Below are 16,729 nucleotides of genomic sequence, written 5' to 3'. Positions count from 1 at the left end.
CAAGAGACAACGCGAGGAACACGTACGTGAAAGACAAGGAACAGATCGTAGACAACTGGTTGCCGCGCTACACCGGCGTGCCCCTGGACCAGTTCGGCGAGCACATCCTGCTGACCAACTTCGGCGGCTACCTGCACACCTTCGCCCGCCTGACCGGGGCCGAAGTGATCGGCCTGGACCGGCCGATGCCCAGTGCCACCGCCGACGGCATCACCATGATCAACTTCGGCATGGGCAGCCCGAACGCGGCGACGATGATGGACCTGCTCAGCGCGATCATGCCCAAGGCGGTGCTGTTCCTGGGCAAGTGCGGTGGACTGAAGCGGAAGAACCAGCTCGGCGACCTGATACTGCCGATCGCGGCGATCCGCGGCGAAGGCACCAGCGACGACTACCTGCCGCCGCAGGTGCCGGCGCTGCCGGCGTTCGCGCTGCAGCGTGCGGTCTCGACGATGATCCGCGATCTCGGCCACGATTACTGGACCGGCACGGTGTTCACCACCAACCGTCGTGTCTGGGAGCACGACGAGGCCTTCAAGGAGCGCCTGCGCACCATGCGATGCATGGCCATCGACATGGAGACGGCGACGATCTTCGCCGCCGGTTTCGCCAACCGCATTCCCTGCGGCGCGCTGCTGCTGGTTTCCGACCAGCCGATGATCCCGGAAGGCGTCAAGACCGAGGCCTCCGATGCGCGCGTGAGTTCCGACTACGTCGACAACCACATCAATGTCGGCATCGAGGCATTGCGGCTGATCCGTCGCAATGGCAAGTCGGTGCGGCATCTGCGATTCGACGAGTAACAGTCGCGGGCCTTCTTCGTCTGCGGACGACGCTTCGATGCTTTGTTTCCCGGTCTTCGGTGGCCCTCACCCCAACCCCTCTCCCGCACGCGGGAGAGGGGCTCAAGAAAACCGTCATCCCCGCGAAGGCGGGGACCCAGCGACGTTGCTCTGATGCTCGTCATTCCCGCAAAGGCGGGAACCCATGGACGTTGCTCCATAAAAAAGGCCGGCATCGCGCCGGCCTTCTTCATGTGCACGAACCGCGGCGCGATCAGCTGCAATCCATCTCCCATTCGTAGCTCTGCGTTTCCTCGTTGAACACCGACACGGCCGAACAGGCGCTCTTGGCGGCCGTCGACTGTGCCGGCGCGGTCAGCACCGATTGCGGGGCCGGCGTCTCGGAATTGATCTGCGGGCAGACCTTCTTTATCGGCGGCAGCGTTCCGGCCGGAAAGCAGAACATACGGGGCGGATTGCAGATCAGGACGCACTGGATGCTCTGCGCACCGGTGGCATGCGGAGCGAGCAGGCCAACAAGCAACAGGGCTGCGACAACAGACTGCTTCATGGTTGTTCCCTCTGGAGGTGACGTACGCGGTGAAAGCATGGTCGTGGAAACACGGCGGTGGCCGGGTGACGGGCGCCTGAGCGTCCGGCGGGGGCGTTCACTCTTGTGCAGGCCCTGTGAAGGCCGTGTAGTGGAGCCGCGTCCGGGAGTCTGGCTGCCGGGCATCGCAGAACCTGCGACGCCCCGCGGGCACACTATCGACCTGGAAGTTCGACTGGAGGCTGGGGAGGGGGCATGGAGAAATTCATCTATCTGTTCGTGGGTGCGGCGCTGACCTGGCTGTTCTACTTCGTCCAGCGCCGCGTCGAGCGCCGTGGCGCGGTCGAGGCGATCGAGCGCAACCAGAAGCTGCTGGACCTCAAGCAGGGCCTGGACAGCACCAACACCAACCTGGACGACCTGCGCCAGTTCGAGCAGCGCCTGATCGGCAAGGCCGAGACCGCCGCGCGCATCGCCGACAACTACTTCACCAAGGCCGAGGAGGTCGCCCGCCAGAGCGACGATGCCGCCGTGACCCAGTCCGACATGAACGAGCAGGCAGCCAGCGAGTTGCAGCGTGTCGAGGCACGCCTGGCCACGGTGGTCGCGCACCTGCGACGGCAGCTCGACGGCGAATCGCTGGCCGTGTTCGACGAAGCCCACCGCAGCTGGCTGGCGTTCCGCGACCGTTACGCGCGCTTCGTCTCGCAGTCGTACTCGGGCGGATCGATCCGCCCGCTGATCCACGCGGTGACGCTGGAGAGCGTGACCGAACTGTGGATCAACGAGTTGGAAACGCAGTTGGCAGACGAGTCGGTGTAGTCATGCACATCTATCCCGACGACATCCTCGCCTTTTGGCAGCAATCAGGTTACGAGCGCTGGTTCGCCCGCGACGAGGCCTTCGACGCGCGCTGCCGCGAGGAATGGCTGCCGGCGCACCATCGCGCCGCACGCCGTGAACTCGAAGACTGGATGGAAACGCCGGAGGGCGCGCTGGCGCTGACGATCCTGCTCGACCAGATCCCGCGCAATGTCTTCCGCGGCAGCGGTCATGCCTACGCCACCGATCCGTTGGCGCGCCACTACAGCGCGCGCGCGATCGAACGCGGTTTCGACCATCAGGTCGATCCCGCGCTGCGCGTTTTCTTCTACATGCCCTTCGAACACTCCGAGGCGATCGCCGACCAGGAGCGGTCGGTCGAGCTGACGTCAGCGATGGGCGGCGAGTCGGGCCAGAACTACCTCGACTACGCGCGTCGCCATCGCGACGTGATCGCGCGCTTCGGCCGCTTCCCACACCGCAACCGCGAGCTGGGCCGGACGAGTACGGCGGAAGAACAGGCCTACCTGGATGCAGGAGGCGGCTTCGCCTGAACCACCGGCGTAGGAGCGAGCTTGCTCGCGATCGCCGCGTCCGACCTTTACGGCGCGTGATCGCGAGCAAGCTCGCTCCTACATTGCAGCAGGCAGATCAGTACTTCGACACGCTCGCGTCGATGTCCGCCCACGCGTCGATGCCGCCGACGACGTTGTAGACCTCGCGGAAGCCCAGGTCGCGGAAATGCTCGGCCGCCTGCTGGCTGCGACCACCGTGGTGGCACAGGAACGCCAGCGCGGTGTCCTTGGGCAGGGCCTCGAGGGCCTCCAGGCCGTTGTCGAAGCTGTCGAAGGCGACCGCGACGCTGGCCAGCTGGCGCTCCGGCGCCGGGCGCACGTCGACCAGGCGCAGCGTGCCTGCGGCGACGCGGGCGGCCACTTCGGCCGGTGCGATCGACTGCACCGCCGGCGGCGCATGCGGGTTGTGCACGACCAGGCCACGACCACGCTCGTCATCGACCCAGTCGATGGTGATGCCGTCGGCGCGGCGCGCCTGCAGCCAGTCGGTCTGCACGCGTACGCCATCGAGTTCGACCGCCACCGCATTGGCATCCACCGGCGCCAGCTGCAGACGAGCGTTGTGGCGCGCGTCGATGTCGAGCTGGACGGCGTAGCCGTCACCGGCATTGGCGATGGCGCCGCGCAGCATCTCGACTGCGGCAGGAGTGATGGTCAGACGCGGCGGGCTGCGGTCCGGCACCGGCAGGCCGAGCACGCCGTGCAACTCGCCGCTGCCGGCCAGTTGCTCGACGATGTCGCTGCCGCCAATGAGTTCGCCGTCGATGTAGAGCTGCGGAATCGTCGGCCAGTTGCCGTACTGCTTGATGCCCTCGCGGATTTCCGCGTCCGACAGCACGTCGACGTGGGCATAGCCCTGCGGCAGCAGTGCGTTGAGCACGCCGACCGCCTTGGCCGAGAAGCCGCACTGTGGTGCCTGCGGCGCGCCCTTCATGAACAGGACGACGCGGTTGGACTGCAGCAGGGTTTCGATGCGCGAACGCAGGGCGGGATCGAGGGACATGGGGTCTGGCCTTGAGGGGATGTGGTGCATGTGGGGGCGGCGGCCGCGAGAGGCAAGTCCGCTGCAGGCGGATGTAGGAGCGAGCTTGCTCGCGAAAGCCCTGTCCGGCTATCGCGAGAACCTTCGCGAGCAAGCTCGCTCCTACACAAGGGCCTCGGTCGTTACCATCGGGCGATGACTTCCTTCCATCGCCCGCCCCGCCACCCGCACGCCTGGGCGTGGTTGTTCGCTGCCTCGCAGCTGGCGGTGGTCGCGGTCTGGTGGCGATGGGGCTGGCAGCCCGGCCTGGCGGCACTGCTGGTCAGTCACCTGACCCTGGTCTGGGCCACGTTGAAGCCGCAGTCGCGCCTGCTCAGTCCGGTGCTGACGCGGCTGCCGACGGCCGAGCCGGTGGTCTGGCTGACCATCGATGACGGCCCCTCCGACGACACCCGGGCGATCCTCGACCTGCTCGATGCCCGCAACGCACGCGCGACCTTCTTCCTGGTCGGCGACCGCGCGCAGGCGCGTCCGGAGCTGGTTGGCGAAATCGCGCGCCGCGGCCACGGCATCGGCCAGCACAGCCACACCCATCCGCAGGCGCGCTTCTGGGCGCTGCCGCCGATGGCGATGCGGGCACAGATCGACGACGCCCAGGCCGCGCTGACGCAACTGGCCGGCGCGCCGCCGCGCTGGTTCCGCGCCGTGGTCGGCATGGCCAATCCGTTTGTGGCCGCCGCCCTCAAGCGGCATGGACTGGCACGCGTGGCCTGGTCGGCGCGTGGCTTCGACGCGGTGATGCAGGAGCCGGCCGGCGTGGCCGCGCGCATCGAACGCGACCTCGCACCCGGCGCGATCGTGCTGCTGCATGAAGGAGCACGTCATGGACGCAACGTCGAGACGCTGGCGGCGGTGCTGGACCGCCTGGACCAGCGCGGCTACCGCACCGTCCTGCCGGAGCACCTGGAATCGCAGAGGTAGGAGCGAGCTTGCTCGCGAACCGCCAGGGCGATCGCGAGCAAGCTCGCTCCTACAGCCTTGGCGGCGCAATCAGCCGGCGATGATCAGCCAGTTGTTGAATGGCGTCCGCCCGCGCAGCGAGGTGAAGGTCGCTTTCAATCCCGCTTCGGCCAGGCGCGCACGCACGGCATCCGCATCCGGATAATTCAACGGCGCGGCATTCATCCAGCCGACGACCTTGGCGAAGACATCGACGAAGCGCGTGACGTGGGCGCGATGGCTGCCGTCGGCCAGTCCGGTGCGGATCACCAGCTTCGCACCCGGTGTGAGCATCGCGATGGCCTGGTCGATCGCGTGCATCTGCGCCGCGACCGGCACGAACTGCAGCACGTCGAGCACGGCCACGCTGCCACGATGCGCGGGCACGCCCTGCGCCAGGTCGGCGGTCTCGAACGCCACATCGCCCAGGTCGCAGCGGGCCGCGGCCTTGCGTGCGCGCAGGATCTTGCCGACGTCGTTGTCGTAGCCGCGGTAGGGCATGCGCTGGCCGTCTGCGCGCAGCGCATGGGCGAGCAGGCCCAGCCCGCAGCCCAGATCGAGCAGGGGCGCCTGCGTGCCGCGCAGTGCCTCGCAGACGCCGGGATACAGCGGGTCGGTGCCGAACTTGCTCCAGGCGTAGTAGTAGTCGCGGCGGCCGTACCAGTGCTCGCGCGGCAGGAAGGCCGAGGCCAGTGCACGCGCCTGCTTGCCCGGCAGCGGCGCCGTCGCAGCGTGCGTCGTCGCGCCGCCGGAATCGTTCATCGCGCCAGCAGCTCGCGCGCTACCGGCAGTGCCAGCGCCGTCCACTGCGCGTACATCGCCGCTGACGGATGCAGCCCGTCGTCGGCGAGCATCTCCGCGTCGCCGCCGCGCTCGCGCGACACCGGCGTGATGTCGACGAAGGCCACGCAGTGCGCCTCGCACACCACCTGCGCGGCGGCGTTGAACGTGTCGAGCTCGGCGGCAATGGTGGCCGGCGTGGCCTGGGTGGTCTTCACGAACGGGGTCACGCCCCAGTCCGGGATCGACAGCACCAGCACGCGGTCGGCGCGGCCGCGGGCGAACGCGATCGCGCGCTTGAGCAGGGTCGCGAACTCGCCGCGGTACTCGACCGCGCTGCGTCCGCGGTACTGGTTGTTGACGCCGATCAGCAGGCTGACGAAATCCCATTCGCCCAGCGGTTCGGCGCCATCGATGCCCCAGGCCAGCTCGTCGGTGGTCCAGCCGGTGGTGGCGATGATGCGCGGGTCGGCCAGGGCGATGCCTTCCTCGCGCAGCGCATGCGCGAGCTGGTGCGGCCAGCGACCGTCCGCGGCGACACCTTCACCGATGGTGTAGCTGTCGCCGAGCGCCAGGTAGGACAGTGCGGTGGCGGGAACGCTGGTGGTCATTGCGATCAGGCCACGGCCGCCTGCGCCTGCCCGGCCTCGCTGTCCGCGTAACGGTCGAGCAGGCGCTCGATGCGGCGGAACACTTCGCGCAGGTCGTCGGGCGGCGGCAGCAGGGTGACGCGGAAATGGTTGCGGTAGGGCACGTTGAAGCTGGAGCCGGGCACCACCAGCACGTCCTCGGTTTCGAGCAGCTCCAGGGCGAAACGGTGATCGTCGAAGCCCTGCGCCGCCGCACCGGTCACCGCCGGGAACGCATACAGCGCACCGGCCGGTTCGACCAGCTGCAGGTGGCGGCTGTCGGCGATGCTGTCGATGACCGCGCGGCGTGCCTCGAACAAACGCCCGCCCGGCGCGCACAGCGGCGCGATGGTGTCCTCGCCGTGCAGCGCCGCCTCGATCGCGAACTGCCCGGGCACATTGGCGCACAGGCGCAACGCGCCGAGCAGGTCCATGGCGTGGTGCAGGTTGCCGCTGGCGACCGGGTCGCCCGACAGCACTGCCCAGCCCACGCGCCAGCCGCAGGCGCGATGGACCTTGCTCAGGCCGCCGAACGACAGGCACGGCAGGTCACCGGCGATCGGCGCGATCGGGGTGAACTGGTTGCCGTCATAGAGAATGGAGTCATAGATCTCGTCGCACATCACCAGCAGCTTGTGGCGCGCGGCGATCGCGACGATCTTCTCGATCAGCTCGCGCGGGTAGGCGGCGCCGGTCGGGTTGTTGGGGTTGATCAGCACGATCGCGCGGGTGCGGCTGGACACCAGCGAGGCGATCTCGTCCGGGTCGGGCAGGAAGCCGTTCTCGGGCAGGCAGCGGTAGTAGACCGGGCGACCGTCGTTGAGGATGGTCGCCGCCGACCACAGCGGGTAATCGGGCGAGGGCAGCAGCACTTCGTCGCCCGGGTTCAGCAAGGCGCGCAACGACAAGTCGATCAGTTCGCTGACACCGTTGCCGACGAACACGCGCTCCGGGCTCGCATTGGGCGTGCCGCGCTGCTTGTGGAAGCTGGCGATGGCTTCGCGCGCAGCCGGCAGGCCCTGCTGGTGGGTGTAGGGGTCGGTGTCGCTGATGTGGTCGGCGATCGCGCGCTGCAGGTGCTCGGGAGCACGGAAACCGAACGCGCCCGGATTGCCGATATTGAGCTTGATCAGCTTGCGCCCCTGGCCCTCCAGTTCGCGGGCTCGCCGGGCCAGTTCACCGCGGATTTCGTAGCGGACTTCGGACAGGCGTTCGCGGGTCTTCACGGGGGACTGGGACATTGCTGAAGGCAAGTTGGGGGTCGGAAAGCCAGACTAGCCGAAACTGGCGCGAACGGCAGCGGAAATGGCCCATATGCGGCGCATCTGGGCGCAACTTCGACGGTGTGAGCGGTAACCGACCTGTCGTCCCGAGCGCAGCGGGGGACCTGCTTGTGCTCGAACCTGGGCGCCCCGCCAGCAGTTCCCTCGCTGCACTCGGGAAGACACTTGGCCGCTGCACTCGGGATGACGGCTAGAATCCCGGCATGCACCCAGCCGCCGCAAAGTCTTGATCCCCGGTTTCGACGCCCTGCAGGCCATCGGCTGGCCTTTGAAGGCCAGTTCGCCGGTTCCTGTCGGCATTTCCCAGCAAGACCAGTCCTGGCTCGACCTGATGGCCGAACTCCCCAAGGCGCGGCCGGCGCGGGTCATCGAGCAACACCGCAGCGGCTACATCGTCTCCGACGGCCCCGATCACGGCTTCCCGGTCGAGTCCCTGCCCGAATGGCAGCGCCCGCCCGGCTACCGCAAGGGCACGGTCACCATCGACCAGCGCCCGGGCGTCGGCGACTGGCTGCTGGTGGAAGGCCGCAAGGCGGTGGCCCTGCTGCCACGCCGCAGCGCGATCAAGCGCGGCGCCGCCGGCGAGCACTACCAGCAACAGCTGATCGCGGCCAACGTCGACACCGTGTTCGTGGTCTGCGGCCTGGATGCCGACTTCAACCCGCGCCGGATCGAGCGCTACCTGCTGTTGGTCCGTGGTGGCGGTGTCGAGCCCGTGGTCGTGCTGACCAAGGCCGACCAGGCCGAAGCGGCCGACGCCGAAGTGCTGCCCGGCGCGATGGCGGCGCTGGTCGAGCTGGCCGCGCAGGGCGTGGCCGTGCGCGCGGTCAACGCCCGCGACGCCGAAAGTGTCGCCGCCTTGAATCCGTGGCTGCAGCCCGGCTGCACCGCGGTGCTGGTCGGCAGCTCCGGCGCCGGCAAGTCAACCCTGACCAACACTCTGCTCGGCAGCGAGCGGATGAAGACCGGCGAAGTACGCGAGAGCGATTCGCGCGGCCGCCACACCACCACCCATCGCGCGCTGATCCCGTTGCCGACCGGCGCCTGCCTGATCGACACCCCTGGCATGCGCGAGCTCAAGCCAACCGGCGAGGAAGACGTCGCAGAGAACTTCAGCGACGTCGAAGCCCTGGCCGAGAAGTGCCGCTTCCGCGACTGCAAGCACGCGCGCGAACCCGGCTGCGCGGTGCGCGAAGCCATCGAGGCCGGCAAGCTCGACCCGCAACGCTTCGCCAACTACCTCAAGCTCAGCGACGAAGTCGCCGGCGCCGCCAACCGCCTGGCCCACCGGCGCGCGCAGAAGGCGGACGAAAAAGTGGCGGGCAAGTCGCTCAACAAGCGGCTTGACGAGAAGTATGGGAAGCATTGACGGCAGGACCGCGCCTCTTCCGTCATTCCCGCGAAGGCGGGAACCCAGCGTCGTCCTGCGTGACCACCGTGCAAGCCACTGGGTCCCGCCTTCGCGGGGATGATGGAAGTTGCATGACCGACCACGCGCCCGAGATCGCCCATCACGCCGCGCTCGATGCGCGCATGGTCGCCGCGGCCAAGGATGTGCGGTTGCTGGCCCTGGTCAGTTGGCCAGCGGGCCAGGAGGTCGCGTTCCTGGCCGACTTCGCGCGCGGCGTGGTCAAGCTGCCGCAGATCCAATACCCGAGCCTGGATTTCAGCGCCACGCGCGCCGAGATGGAGGCGATCGCCGACGCGGCCGATCCGGACCACCCGCTGGGCCAGTACCTGATCGATTCGGCGCGCAGCTGGTCGCAGGCCGCGGCACTGTGCGAGTCGCTCGGCACGGCCGCGGTCTGCGAGCACTCGATCCAGCTGTTCGGCCGCCCCGACGAGCCCCTGCCGGGCGACGGCCCGACCACCCGCGAAGCGGCGCAGCACTTCATCTCGATCGCCGACGAGCTCGACCGCGAGCTGATGTCGCCGGCCGAACACGTCACCATCTCCGCGACCGCGTTGCAGCTGCAGTTGCAGCGCGAACTCGACGACTACTTCGACGGGCGCATCATCTCGGTCGAACTCGACCCCGACCTGATCGCCAAGGCCGCCGCCGGCGCCACCCGCATCCGCCTGCGCCACGGCGCCGCCTTCAGCGACTACGACCGCCACCAGTTGCTGCAGCACGAAGCCTTCGTGCATTCGTTGACCGCGCTCAACGGCCGCGAGCAGCCGGTGCTACCGAGCCTGGCCTTGTCGTCACCGCGCATCACCGCCACCCAGGAAGGCCTGGCGACCTTCGCCGAGCAGATCACCGGCAGCATCGACATCGGCCGCATGAAACGCATCAGCCTGCGCATCGAGGCGGTGGCGATGGCGCTGTCCGGCGCCGACTTCATCGAAGTGTTCCGCTATTTCCTCGCGGCCGGGCAAACGCCGGAGGACAGCTTCGCCTCGGCGCAGCGCGTGTTCCGCGGCGTCCCGACCAGCGGCGGTCACGCCTTCACCAAGGACACCGTGTACCTGCGTGGCCTGGTCGGCGTGCACACGTTCTTCCGCTGGGCGTTGCGCGACGGAAAGCTGCAGCTGTGCCGCTGGTTGTTCGCCGGCAAGATGACGTTGACCGACGTGCAGCGCTTCGAGCCGCTGTTTGCCGACGGGGTGATCAAGCCGGCGCGCTGGTTGCCGCACTGGGTGGCGCGAGCCAACGGGCTGGCCGGGATGCTGGCGTTCTCGCTGTTCGCTAACCGGATCCGGTTGGACAAGATCGTGGTGGACGGGAAGGCGCCGGAGCTCTAACGCTTTGTCATCCCGAGCGTAGCGAGGGATCTGCTTTGCGCGGCGAGACAGCAGGTCCCTCGCTGCGCTCGGGACGACAGTCGATAGCGGTCACCGCCTGCGCCAGGCCCGCCACACCGGCAACGCCAGCATCACCGCCACCAGCCCCCAGGTCGCCATCGTGATCGGGCTCGACCACAGGATCCCCAGCTCCCCGTTCGAGATCGACAGCGCCCGCCGCAGGTTCTGCTCCATCAATCCGCCCAGGATGAAGCCCAGCAACACCGGCGACAGTGGAAAGTCGAGCTTGCGCAGGATGTAACCCAGCACGCCGATGGTGACCATCAGCACCAGGTCGAAGGTGGTCGCGTGCACCGCATACACGCCGATCGAGGTGATGATCGCGATCGCCGGCACCAGCGCCCAGTTCGGCACGGCCAGGATGCGGGTGAACACGCGCACCATCGGCACGTTGAGGATGATCAGCATGACGTTGGCGACGAACAGCGAGGCGATCAGCCCCCACACCACCTGCGGCTGCTCCTGGAACAGCAGCGGGCCGGGCGTGATGTTGTAGAGGCTCAACGCGCCGATCATCACCGCCGTCGTACCCGAACCCGGCACGCCGAGCGTCAGCATCGGCACCATGGCCCCGCAGGCGGCACCGCCGATCGCCGTTTCCGGCGCGGCCAGCCCGCGCAGGTCGCCCTGGCCGAACCGGCCGCTGCCGCCGGCCAGCCGCTTCTCGGACATGTACGCCACCGCGCTCGCCAGCGTCGCGCCGGCACCGGGCAGCACGCCCATGAAGAATCCGAGCACGCCGCAGCGCAGGTTGACCCAGAACACCGACGCCGCTTCGCGCGCGTTGAACAGCATCCGTCCGGTGGCTTCGACCATGCGGTGGCCGCTGTGGGTCTTCTCCAGCAGCAGCAGGATCTCGCTGATGGAGAACAGGCCCAGCACCAGCACCACGAACTGGATGCCGTCGGCGACGTGCAGGCTGTCGAAGGTGAAGCGGTAGACGCCGCTGTTGGCATCGATGCCGACGCTCGACAGGAACAGGCCCAGCAGCGCCGCCAGCAGCGTCTTCAGTGGTCGCTCGTTGGCCAGGCCACCGAGGGCGACGATCGCCAGCACCATCAGCACGAAGTACTCGGCCGGCCCGAAGGCGATCGCCCACCGCGCCAGCAGCGGCGCGAACAGCACCATGCCGCAGGTGGCGATGAAGGCACCGATGAACGAACTCCACGCCGACAGCGACAACGCCACGCCGGCCAGGCCCTGGCGCGCCATCGGGTAGCCGTCGAGCGTGGTCATCACCGTCGAGGCCTCGCCGGGGATGTTGAGCAGGATCGAGGAAATTCGGCCGCCGTACTCGCAGCCCAGGTAGACCGCGGCCAGCAGGATCAGCGCCGACTCCGGCGGCATGCCCAGCGCATACGCCACCGGAATCAGCAGGGCCACGCCGTTGATCGGTCCGATGCCGGGCAACAGGCCGACCACGGTTCCGATCAGCGTGCCGAGCAATGCGGTGATCAGGTTGTACGGGCTCAGGGCCACGCCGAAGCCCTGGCCGAGATGGTTGAGAGTTTCCATGGAGTGTCGTCGAGGCCCGTCAGAAGGAAAGTTGCTCGAACACGCCCAGCGGCAGCGGCACTTCAAGCAGGCGGTCGAACAGCAGGTACAGGGCGACGCTCAGCAGCGAGCAGGTAATCGCGCTGGGCACGGGACGACCGCCGTACAGCAGGGCGATGAAGCTGCCGGCCAGCGCGCTGGCGAGGATGAAGCCGAGCGGTTCGAACAGCCCGGCATAGGCCAGCAGCAGCGCGATGCACAGCGCCGCCTTGCGCAACAGCGCGCCCTCCATCCGTGCACCGTCCTCGCCGGGTTCCAGTGCGGGCGGTCGCACGATCAGCCAAGCCAGGCCCGCTGCCATCAGGCCCAGGCAGAGCAGCGGATACGCGCGCGGGCCGACCGGTTCGTACGAGTACTGCGCCTGGTAATTCCAGCCGATCAGCGCAAAGGCGATGCAGGCCAGCAGCCAGGCACCGGCGAACAGCCGCTGCACCAGCGCACCGTGTCGAGTCGTCATGGAAGCTCCCGTGCCTGTAGTCAGGGCTTGGCCAGGCCGAACTCGCGCGCGAGCTTGCGGTAACGACCGACTTCCTGTTTGACGTAGGCATCCAGTTGCGGCCCAGTCAGCGCCAGCGGGAACAGATCACGTTGCTCGCGAAGGCGGTCGAACTCCTTCGAGGCCAGCAGCTTGTCGAAAGACGACTTCCAGTAGGCGTAGTCCTGCGCGCTGACCTTGGGGCCGACATAGAAGCCGCGCGCGACCTGCCAGACAACGTCGTAGCCCTGCTCCTTCGCCGTCGGGATCGACGTCATGCCGGGTCGATTCAAGCGCTTGTCCGACAGCACCGCGAGGATGCGCATCTTGCCGGCCTTCACCTGCGGCATGGAGTCGGCGATGTCGGTGCTGCCGACCTGGATGTGTCCGCCCAGTAGCGCGGTGGTGATGTCGCCACCGCCTTCCAGCGCGACGTAGCGCAACTGCCTGGGGCTGATGCCGGCCGCCTTGGCGAGCATCGCGGTCTGCATCCAGTCCTGGCTGCCGACCGAACCGCCGGAACCGATGACGACCTTGCCGGGGTCCTTCTTCAGGGCGGCCATCAGATCGCCCAGCGCCTTGTAAGGCGAGTCGCTGCGCACTGCGATGGCGCCGTAACTGGTGCCCACCGCCGCCAGCCATCGCACCGCGTTCTCGTCGTAGCGACCGAACTTGCCCTGGGCGATGTTGAGCAGCGAACCGCTGGAGAAGGCGGTGATGACGTTACCGTCAGCCGGTCGCTGCGCGACGATGGTGTTGTAGGCGACCGCGCCGACGCCACCGGGCATGTAGGTCACGCGCATCGGGCGCGACAGCGCCTTGGCCTCGACCAGCGCCGCCTGCGCCAGTTTGCAGGTCAGGTCGAAGCCGCCGCCAGGCGAAGCCGGGGCGATGCACTCGGGACGGGACGGATCGGCAGTGGCCGGCCCTGCGAACAGCAGCGACAGCACGGCGACGGCGGAAAACAGCGAGCGGAGCAGGGGCATGTCGGGTCTCGGTTGGCGCCAATGGGATGACCGGCGCAAGCCGGCCGGACACTTGGACGGGGGCGGCAATCAGAAGTCGTACTGGAAGCGGCCGGTCACGGCCTTGGTCCGATCGAGCGTCTGCGCGCGCAGGTGGTCGTAGTTGTCGCTGGCGGTCCAGTCGAGCAGGAAGCGCAGGTTCGAGCGCAGGTGCCAGTTGACGCCGACGGTGGTCGCGTCCATCGCGATGTCGCTGATATTGCCGTTGTTATTGCCGCTGCCGTTGCGGTTCTGGCGGCCGCGGATGGTGTCGTAGCGCAACGCCAGCTGCCAGGCGCCATGGCTGCCCTTTGGCTTGACCCGACCCAGGCGCCCGCCCGCTTTGTCGTACGGCACCGATTCGCCGGTCAGCCACCAGCCGACCAGCCCATAGGCGGAATCGACGCGACCGCTCTGGGCCCCGTCCTCATAGCGCGCATCGCCAATCTCGGCCTGCACGTGCACCGGCCCGCGAACGGTGGCGAACTCCAGCGAGCTCTTGGTCACGTCGGTGTCGCGACCGTTGCCGAAGTTGATCAGCGTGGCGCGGCTTTCATCGGAGAGATGACCGGCCGGGCGCGGGCGAATCCGCAATGCCGGTGCACCGTCGCGGCCGGGATGGTCGTAGTACTCGCGCGCGGCCGACAGGCCCAGGTGCACGACGTCGCCGTCATCGATCCGCGGTGTCCACGTGCCGCGACCACCGAAGGCACGGCCCTTGACCTGCCAGGCGTCGATGCTCTCCAGGCTGTAGACGTTGGCGGCCGTGGTGTATGTGTCGCCCGAGTGCAGCCAGGCCGCACCCAGGCGATACAGTGGTGCATGCGTCTGCGCGAACATGCCGCGCTCGAGGAAGGTGCCGTAGTTGGAGCTGATGCGGTCGTCGAGGCTGAAGTGCTGCTTGAACTGGCCGACGGTCAACTTGCCGGCGTCGAACCCCTTGCTGACGTAGACATCCTTGGCTTCGATCGCATTGACGGAAAAGTCGTCCTGCAGGTTGGCGAAGTCGGCTTCGACCTTGTAGCCCAGTCCGTAGAACTTGCCTGACAGGTCCAGCCACAACCTGCGGAACTCGCTGCCATCCGGATTCGGGTTGCCGCGGTCGTCGTTATGGAATTCGGCGAAATCCCAGTGCAGCCGTCCACCCAACTCTCCGGTCACATCGCCGTCGCCTGCATTCGCAATGGGGGCGGCCAAAGCCAGCAACAACAACGTGGGCAGTCTGCCCGCGCATCGACGGTTGCGATCCTTTCGCATGGAGCGGTTTCTCCTGGTCTGCTGCGGTTCCGCGTTCGGAAACCGTTGGCTGGACGCAGGCTAGACATGCGAACCTGTCATTGACCTGTCATGGCGATCGCCACACGGACGACAGGAGCAGCGTGCAAGGAGGCCCTGTTCGATGCGCATTCTTCTGGTGGAGGACCATGTCGATCTCGCCCACATGATCGTCTGCCGATTACGGCGCGATGGACACGCGCTCGACTGGCAGCGAGAAGGGTTTTCCGCGGCGCGCGTGCTTCGCTACCAGCGTTTCGACCTGGTCGTTCTCGACATCGGGTTGCCGCGCTTGAACGGGCTCGAACTGATCGCGGGCCTGCGCAATCGCGGTGATGCGACGCCAGTACTGGTGCTCACCGCCAGCAATGGCATCGAAGACCGCATCAAAGCGCTCGATGCCGGTGCCGACGATCTGCTCGGCAAACCCTTCGACCTGCGTGAGCTCGATGCACGCTGCCGCGCACTGCTGCGGCGCAGCCGCGGGCAGGCGTCGGACCGGGTCAGGATCGGTGGGCTGGAATTCGACAACGCCGCACGCAGGGTCACCCTCGACGGCACCGTCGTCGATCTGCCGAACCGCGAATTCCGCCTGCTCGAGATCCTGATCGGCCGCGTCGGCCGCGTCGTCAGCAAGGGCGAGATCGGCAATGGCCTGTTCGGCTTCGACGACGAGGCCGGGCCCAATGCGATCGAGACCTACATCGGCCGCCTGCGCCGCAAGCTGGCGGCGGCACGGCTGAGCATCGTCACCGTGCGCGGCGTCGGCTACCGGATCGAGCCCGGCAGCCGCGCGGACTCAGCTCAGCGCAGCGGCGACAGCGCGCCGTCCTTGCCGATCACGTAGTCGGCCGGCGCATCGCTGGCGACCAGCACCACGCGGTCGCCGATCGGCACGCCGGCGTAGCTCGGGATCTCATGGCTCAGGCGGAGGTATATCCAGTGCTGGCCCGGGTCCATTGCGCGGATCCGCACGGGCTTGTTGCCGGAGGCGGCAACCGCGCGTGCCAGCGACGGCGAGAAGAGTGACTGCAACTCGCCGATCTGGTGCATGCGGCGCATGACATTGACGCCGTGCCAGGTGCTCAGCAGCGCCGCCAGCACCAGCACGATGCGACCGCCGCGACCGACCCGCGCCCACGCGGCGGCGCCCAGGCCGGCGATCGCAGCGGCGTAGCCGTAGCCGTACTGGTTGGCCGATTCGGCCAGGATCATGACCGGGCCCAGTGCCGCCGCGCCAAGCAGGAGGAAGGCCAGCAGCCAGCGCGCACCGGCGCGCCAGAACGTCCAGGCCAGCGCCAGCCAGACGCCCAGGCCCACCCACATCCGCGCATCGGAGAAGCCTGCAGGCAGCAGTCCGGTGATGCCCAGGCGGGTCGCGATCGGCGGGAACACCTGGTACTCGAGCCAGCGCAGCGGGATGAAGGCCAGGCTCCAGCCATAGTTGGCAGCTTCGCGCGGCGAGAACAGGATCACACCCAGCCGCAGCGACAGGTAGATCGCCACCGGCACCAGCGCGCCACCGGTCGCGTACAGCCAGCTGCGCGGACGGCCGAGCAGCAGCCAGGCGATTGCGGCCAGGGCCGGAATGACGATCGCCGACTCCTTCGACAGCAGGCCGATCGCGGTCAGCGCCGCGGCACCGGCGGCAACCCACCATGGTGACCGTCCGCGCTGTGCCAGCAGTCCGGTCGCCAGGGCACAGCCGACCCAGAGAAGGTCGCCGATGGTGCCGGCCCAGCCATGGGTCTGCATGGCATAGGGGGACAGGGCGAACACCAGCGCGCCGGCGAAGGCGGCCCTGGCCGGGACCTCGAAGCGGCGCAGCAGCAGCGCCAGCATCACCGCATTGAGGCCGCCCCAGGCAACCATGACGCCGTGAAAGAGGTACGGGTGGTCGAACAGGTGCTGCGACAGCCACAGCCACAGGCTGAAGGTCAGCGGCCGGTACTGGAAACTGTCCAGTCCAGTCCACAGATAGCTGCGCGAGATCAGGTTGGCGTCTTGCCCGGCAAAGGCCGCCCATTGCAGCTCGTCATGGCTGAAATAGCCGGGATTGAAGACCAGTGGCGCCTGCACCAGCAGTACCGCGGCCAGGATCGCCAGCCAGAACCGCCATTGCCGCCCGTTCCCTGCGTCCATGATGTCCATCGCTTCCCTTTGAAGCGGGCATTGTGCGCAACGGCCGGCAACCGCGCCATACCGTGCCGTCCT

Annotated in this window: 17 protein-coding genes; 7 read left to right on the top strand and 10 right to left on the bottom strand. The window is 68.0% G+C overall.

Going from position 1 to position 16,729, the window contains the following annotated elements:
* The first annotated feature begins 26 nt into the window (after nt 1-26).
* A complete protein-coding gene (locus AC3A3X_RS03955; RefSeq protein WP_487581750.1) occupies nt 27-803 on the top strand; it encodes an AMP nucleosidase in 777 nt (258 codons plus the stop codon).
* Between the two features lie 253 nt (nt 804-1,056).
* Here the strand turns inward: AC3A3X_RS03955 and AC3A3X_RS03950 are convergent, their stop codons facing one another.
* Nucleotides 1,057-1,353: a hypothetical protein gene (locus AC3A3X_RS03950; protein WP_487581749.1), complete on the bottom strand. Its 297-nt coding sequence runs from the start codon at nt 1,351-1,353 to the stop codon at nt 1,057-1,059.
* Nucleotides 1,354-1,587: 234 nt separating this feature from the next.
* Here AC3A3X_RS03950 and AC3A3X_RS03945 point away from each other — a divergent pair, with 234 nt between their 5' ends.
* Both AC3A3X_RS03945 and AC3A3X_RS03940 read left to right on the top strand, forming a co-directional pair.
* Entirely contained in the window at nt 1,588-2,154 is a 567-nt protein-coding gene (locus AC3A3X_RS03945; RefSeq protein WP_487581748.1) for a lysozyme inhibitor LprI family protein, read from the top strand.
* Nucleotides 2,155-2,156: 2 nt separating this feature from the next.
* Nucleotides 2,157-2,708 carry a DUF924 family protein gene (locus AC3A3X_RS03940; RefSeq protein ID WP_487581747.1) on the top strand — a complete coding sequence of 184 codons (552 nt, stop codon included), beginning with the start codon at nt 2,157-2,159 and terminating at the stop codon, nt 2,706-2,708.
* Between the two features lie 97 nt (nt 2,709-2,805).
* On the opposite strand, the gene grxD is transcribed toward AC3A3X_RS03940, so the two are convergent.
* A complete protein-coding gene (grxD, locus tag AC3A3X_RS03935; RefSeq protein ID WP_487581746.1) occupies nt 2,806-3,732 on the bottom strand; it encodes a Grx4 family monothiol glutaredoxin in 927 nt (308 codons plus the stop codon).
* Nucleotides 3,733-3,906: 174 nt separating this feature from the next.
* Here grxD and AC3A3X_RS03930 point away from each other — a divergent pair, with 174 nt between their 5' ends.
* Entirely contained in the window at nt 3,907-4,692 is a 786-nt protein-coding gene (locus tag AC3A3X_RS03930) for a polysaccharide deacetylase family protein (protein ID WP_487581745.1), read from the top strand.
* 69 nt (nt 4,693-4,761) lie between these two features.
* Here the strand turns inward: AC3A3X_RS03930 and AC3A3X_RS03925 are convergent, their stop codons facing one another.
* The 3 genes from AC3A3X_RS03925 to AC3A3X_RS03915 are packed head-to-tail and all read right to left on the bottom strand — an operon-like array spanning nt 4,762 to nt 7,360.
* A complete protein-coding gene (locus AC3A3X_RS03925) occupies nt 4,762-5,472 on the bottom strand; it encodes a methyltransferase domain-containing protein (RefSeq protein ID WP_487581744.1) in 711 nt (236 codons plus the stop codon).
* Nucleotides 5,469-6,101, bottom strand: a complete 633-nt coding sequence (locus tag AC3A3X_RS03920; RefSeq protein WP_487581743.1) for an SGNH/GDSL hydrolase family protein — start codon at nt 6,099-6,101, stop codon at nt 5,469-5,471. The genes AC3A3X_RS03925 and AC3A3X_RS03920 overlap by 4 nt, the downstream gene beginning before the upstream one ends.
* A gap of 5 nt (nt 6,102-6,106) precedes the next feature.
* Complete coding sequence (locus AC3A3X_RS03915) at nt 6,107-7,360, bottom strand: aminotransferase class I/II-fold pyridoxal phosphate-dependent enzyme (protein WP_487581742.1); 1,254 nt, start codon at nt 7,358-7,360, stop codon at nt 6,107-6,109.
* A gap of 268 nt (nt 7,361-7,628) precedes the next feature.
* Here AC3A3X_RS03915 and rsgA point away from each other — a divergent pair, with 268 nt between their 5' ends.
* Entirely contained in the window at nt 7,629-8,771 is a 1,143-nt protein-coding gene (rsgA, locus tag AC3A3X_RS03910) for a ribosome small subunit-dependent GTPase A (RefSeq protein ID WP_487581741.1), read from the top strand.
* Between the two features lie 113 nt (nt 8,772-8,884).
* Nucleotides 8,885-10,147 (top strand): flavohemoglobin expression-modulating QEGLA motif protein, encoded by a 1,263-nt coding sequence (locus AC3A3X_RS03905; protein WP_487581740.1) that lies wholly within the window; start codon nt 8,885-8,887, stop codon nt 10,145-10,147.
* A gap of 90 nt (nt 10,148-10,237) precedes the next feature.
* Here AC3A3X_RS03905 and AC3A3X_RS03900 read toward each other — a convergent pair whose 3' ends face one another.
* The 4 genes from AC3A3X_RS03900 to AC3A3X_RS03885 all read right to left on the bottom strand — a co-directional run bounded on the left by AC3A3X_RS03900 (nt 10,238) and on the right by AC3A3X_RS03885 (nt 14,497).
* Entirely contained in the window at nt 10,238-11,722 is a 1,485-nt protein-coding gene (locus AC3A3X_RS03900) for a tripartite tricarboxylate transporter permease (protein WP_487581739.1), read from the bottom strand.
* Between the two features lie 19 nt (nt 11,723-11,741).
* Nucleotides 11,742-12,218 carry a tripartite tricarboxylate transporter TctB family protein gene (locus tag AC3A3X_RS03895; RefSeq protein WP_487581738.1) on the bottom strand — a complete coding sequence of 159 codons (477 nt, stop codon included), beginning with the start codon at nt 12,216-12,218 and terminating at the stop codon, nt 11,742-11,744.
* 20 nt (nt 12,219-12,238) lie between these two features.
* Complete coding sequence (locus AC3A3X_RS03890; RefSeq protein WP_487581737.1) at nt 12,239-13,222, bottom strand: Bug family tripartite tricarboxylate transporter substrate binding protein; 984 nt, start codon at nt 13,220-13,222, stop codon at nt 12,239-12,241.
* A 69-nt stretch (nt 13,223-13,291) separates the two neighbouring features.
* Nucleotides 13,292-14,497, bottom strand: coding sequence for an OprO/OprP family phosphate-selective porin (locus tag AC3A3X_RS03885; RefSeq protein WP_487581736.1), 1,206 nt, complete (start codon nt 14,495-14,497; stop codon nt 13,292-13,294).
* 142 nt (nt 14,498-14,639) lie between these two features.
* On the opposite strand from AC3A3X_RS03885, the gene AC3A3X_RS03880 reads away from it, so the two are divergent.
* Nucleotides 14,640-15,362, top strand: a complete 723-nt coding sequence (locus tag AC3A3X_RS03880; protein WP_487581735.1) for a response regulator — start codon at nt 14,640-14,642, stop codon at nt 15,360-15,362.
* Here the strand turns inward: AC3A3X_RS03880 and AC3A3X_RS03875 are convergent.
* Nucleotides 15,320-16,657, bottom strand: coding sequence for a hypothetical protein (locus tag AC3A3X_RS03875; RefSeq protein ID WP_487581734.1), 1,338 nt, complete (start codon nt 16,655-16,657; stop codon nt 15,320-15,322). The two genes, AC3A3X_RS03880 and AC3A3X_RS03875, sit on opposite strands and share 43 nt — an antisense overlap.
* Nucleotides 16,658-16,729: the final 72 nt, after the last annotated feature.

The organism is Lysobacter sp. Soil_N_23, from assembly GCF_057656135.1.
Note: the sequence above shows the minus strand (reverse complement) of the source record. Positions and strands in the feature narration are given on the sequence as shown.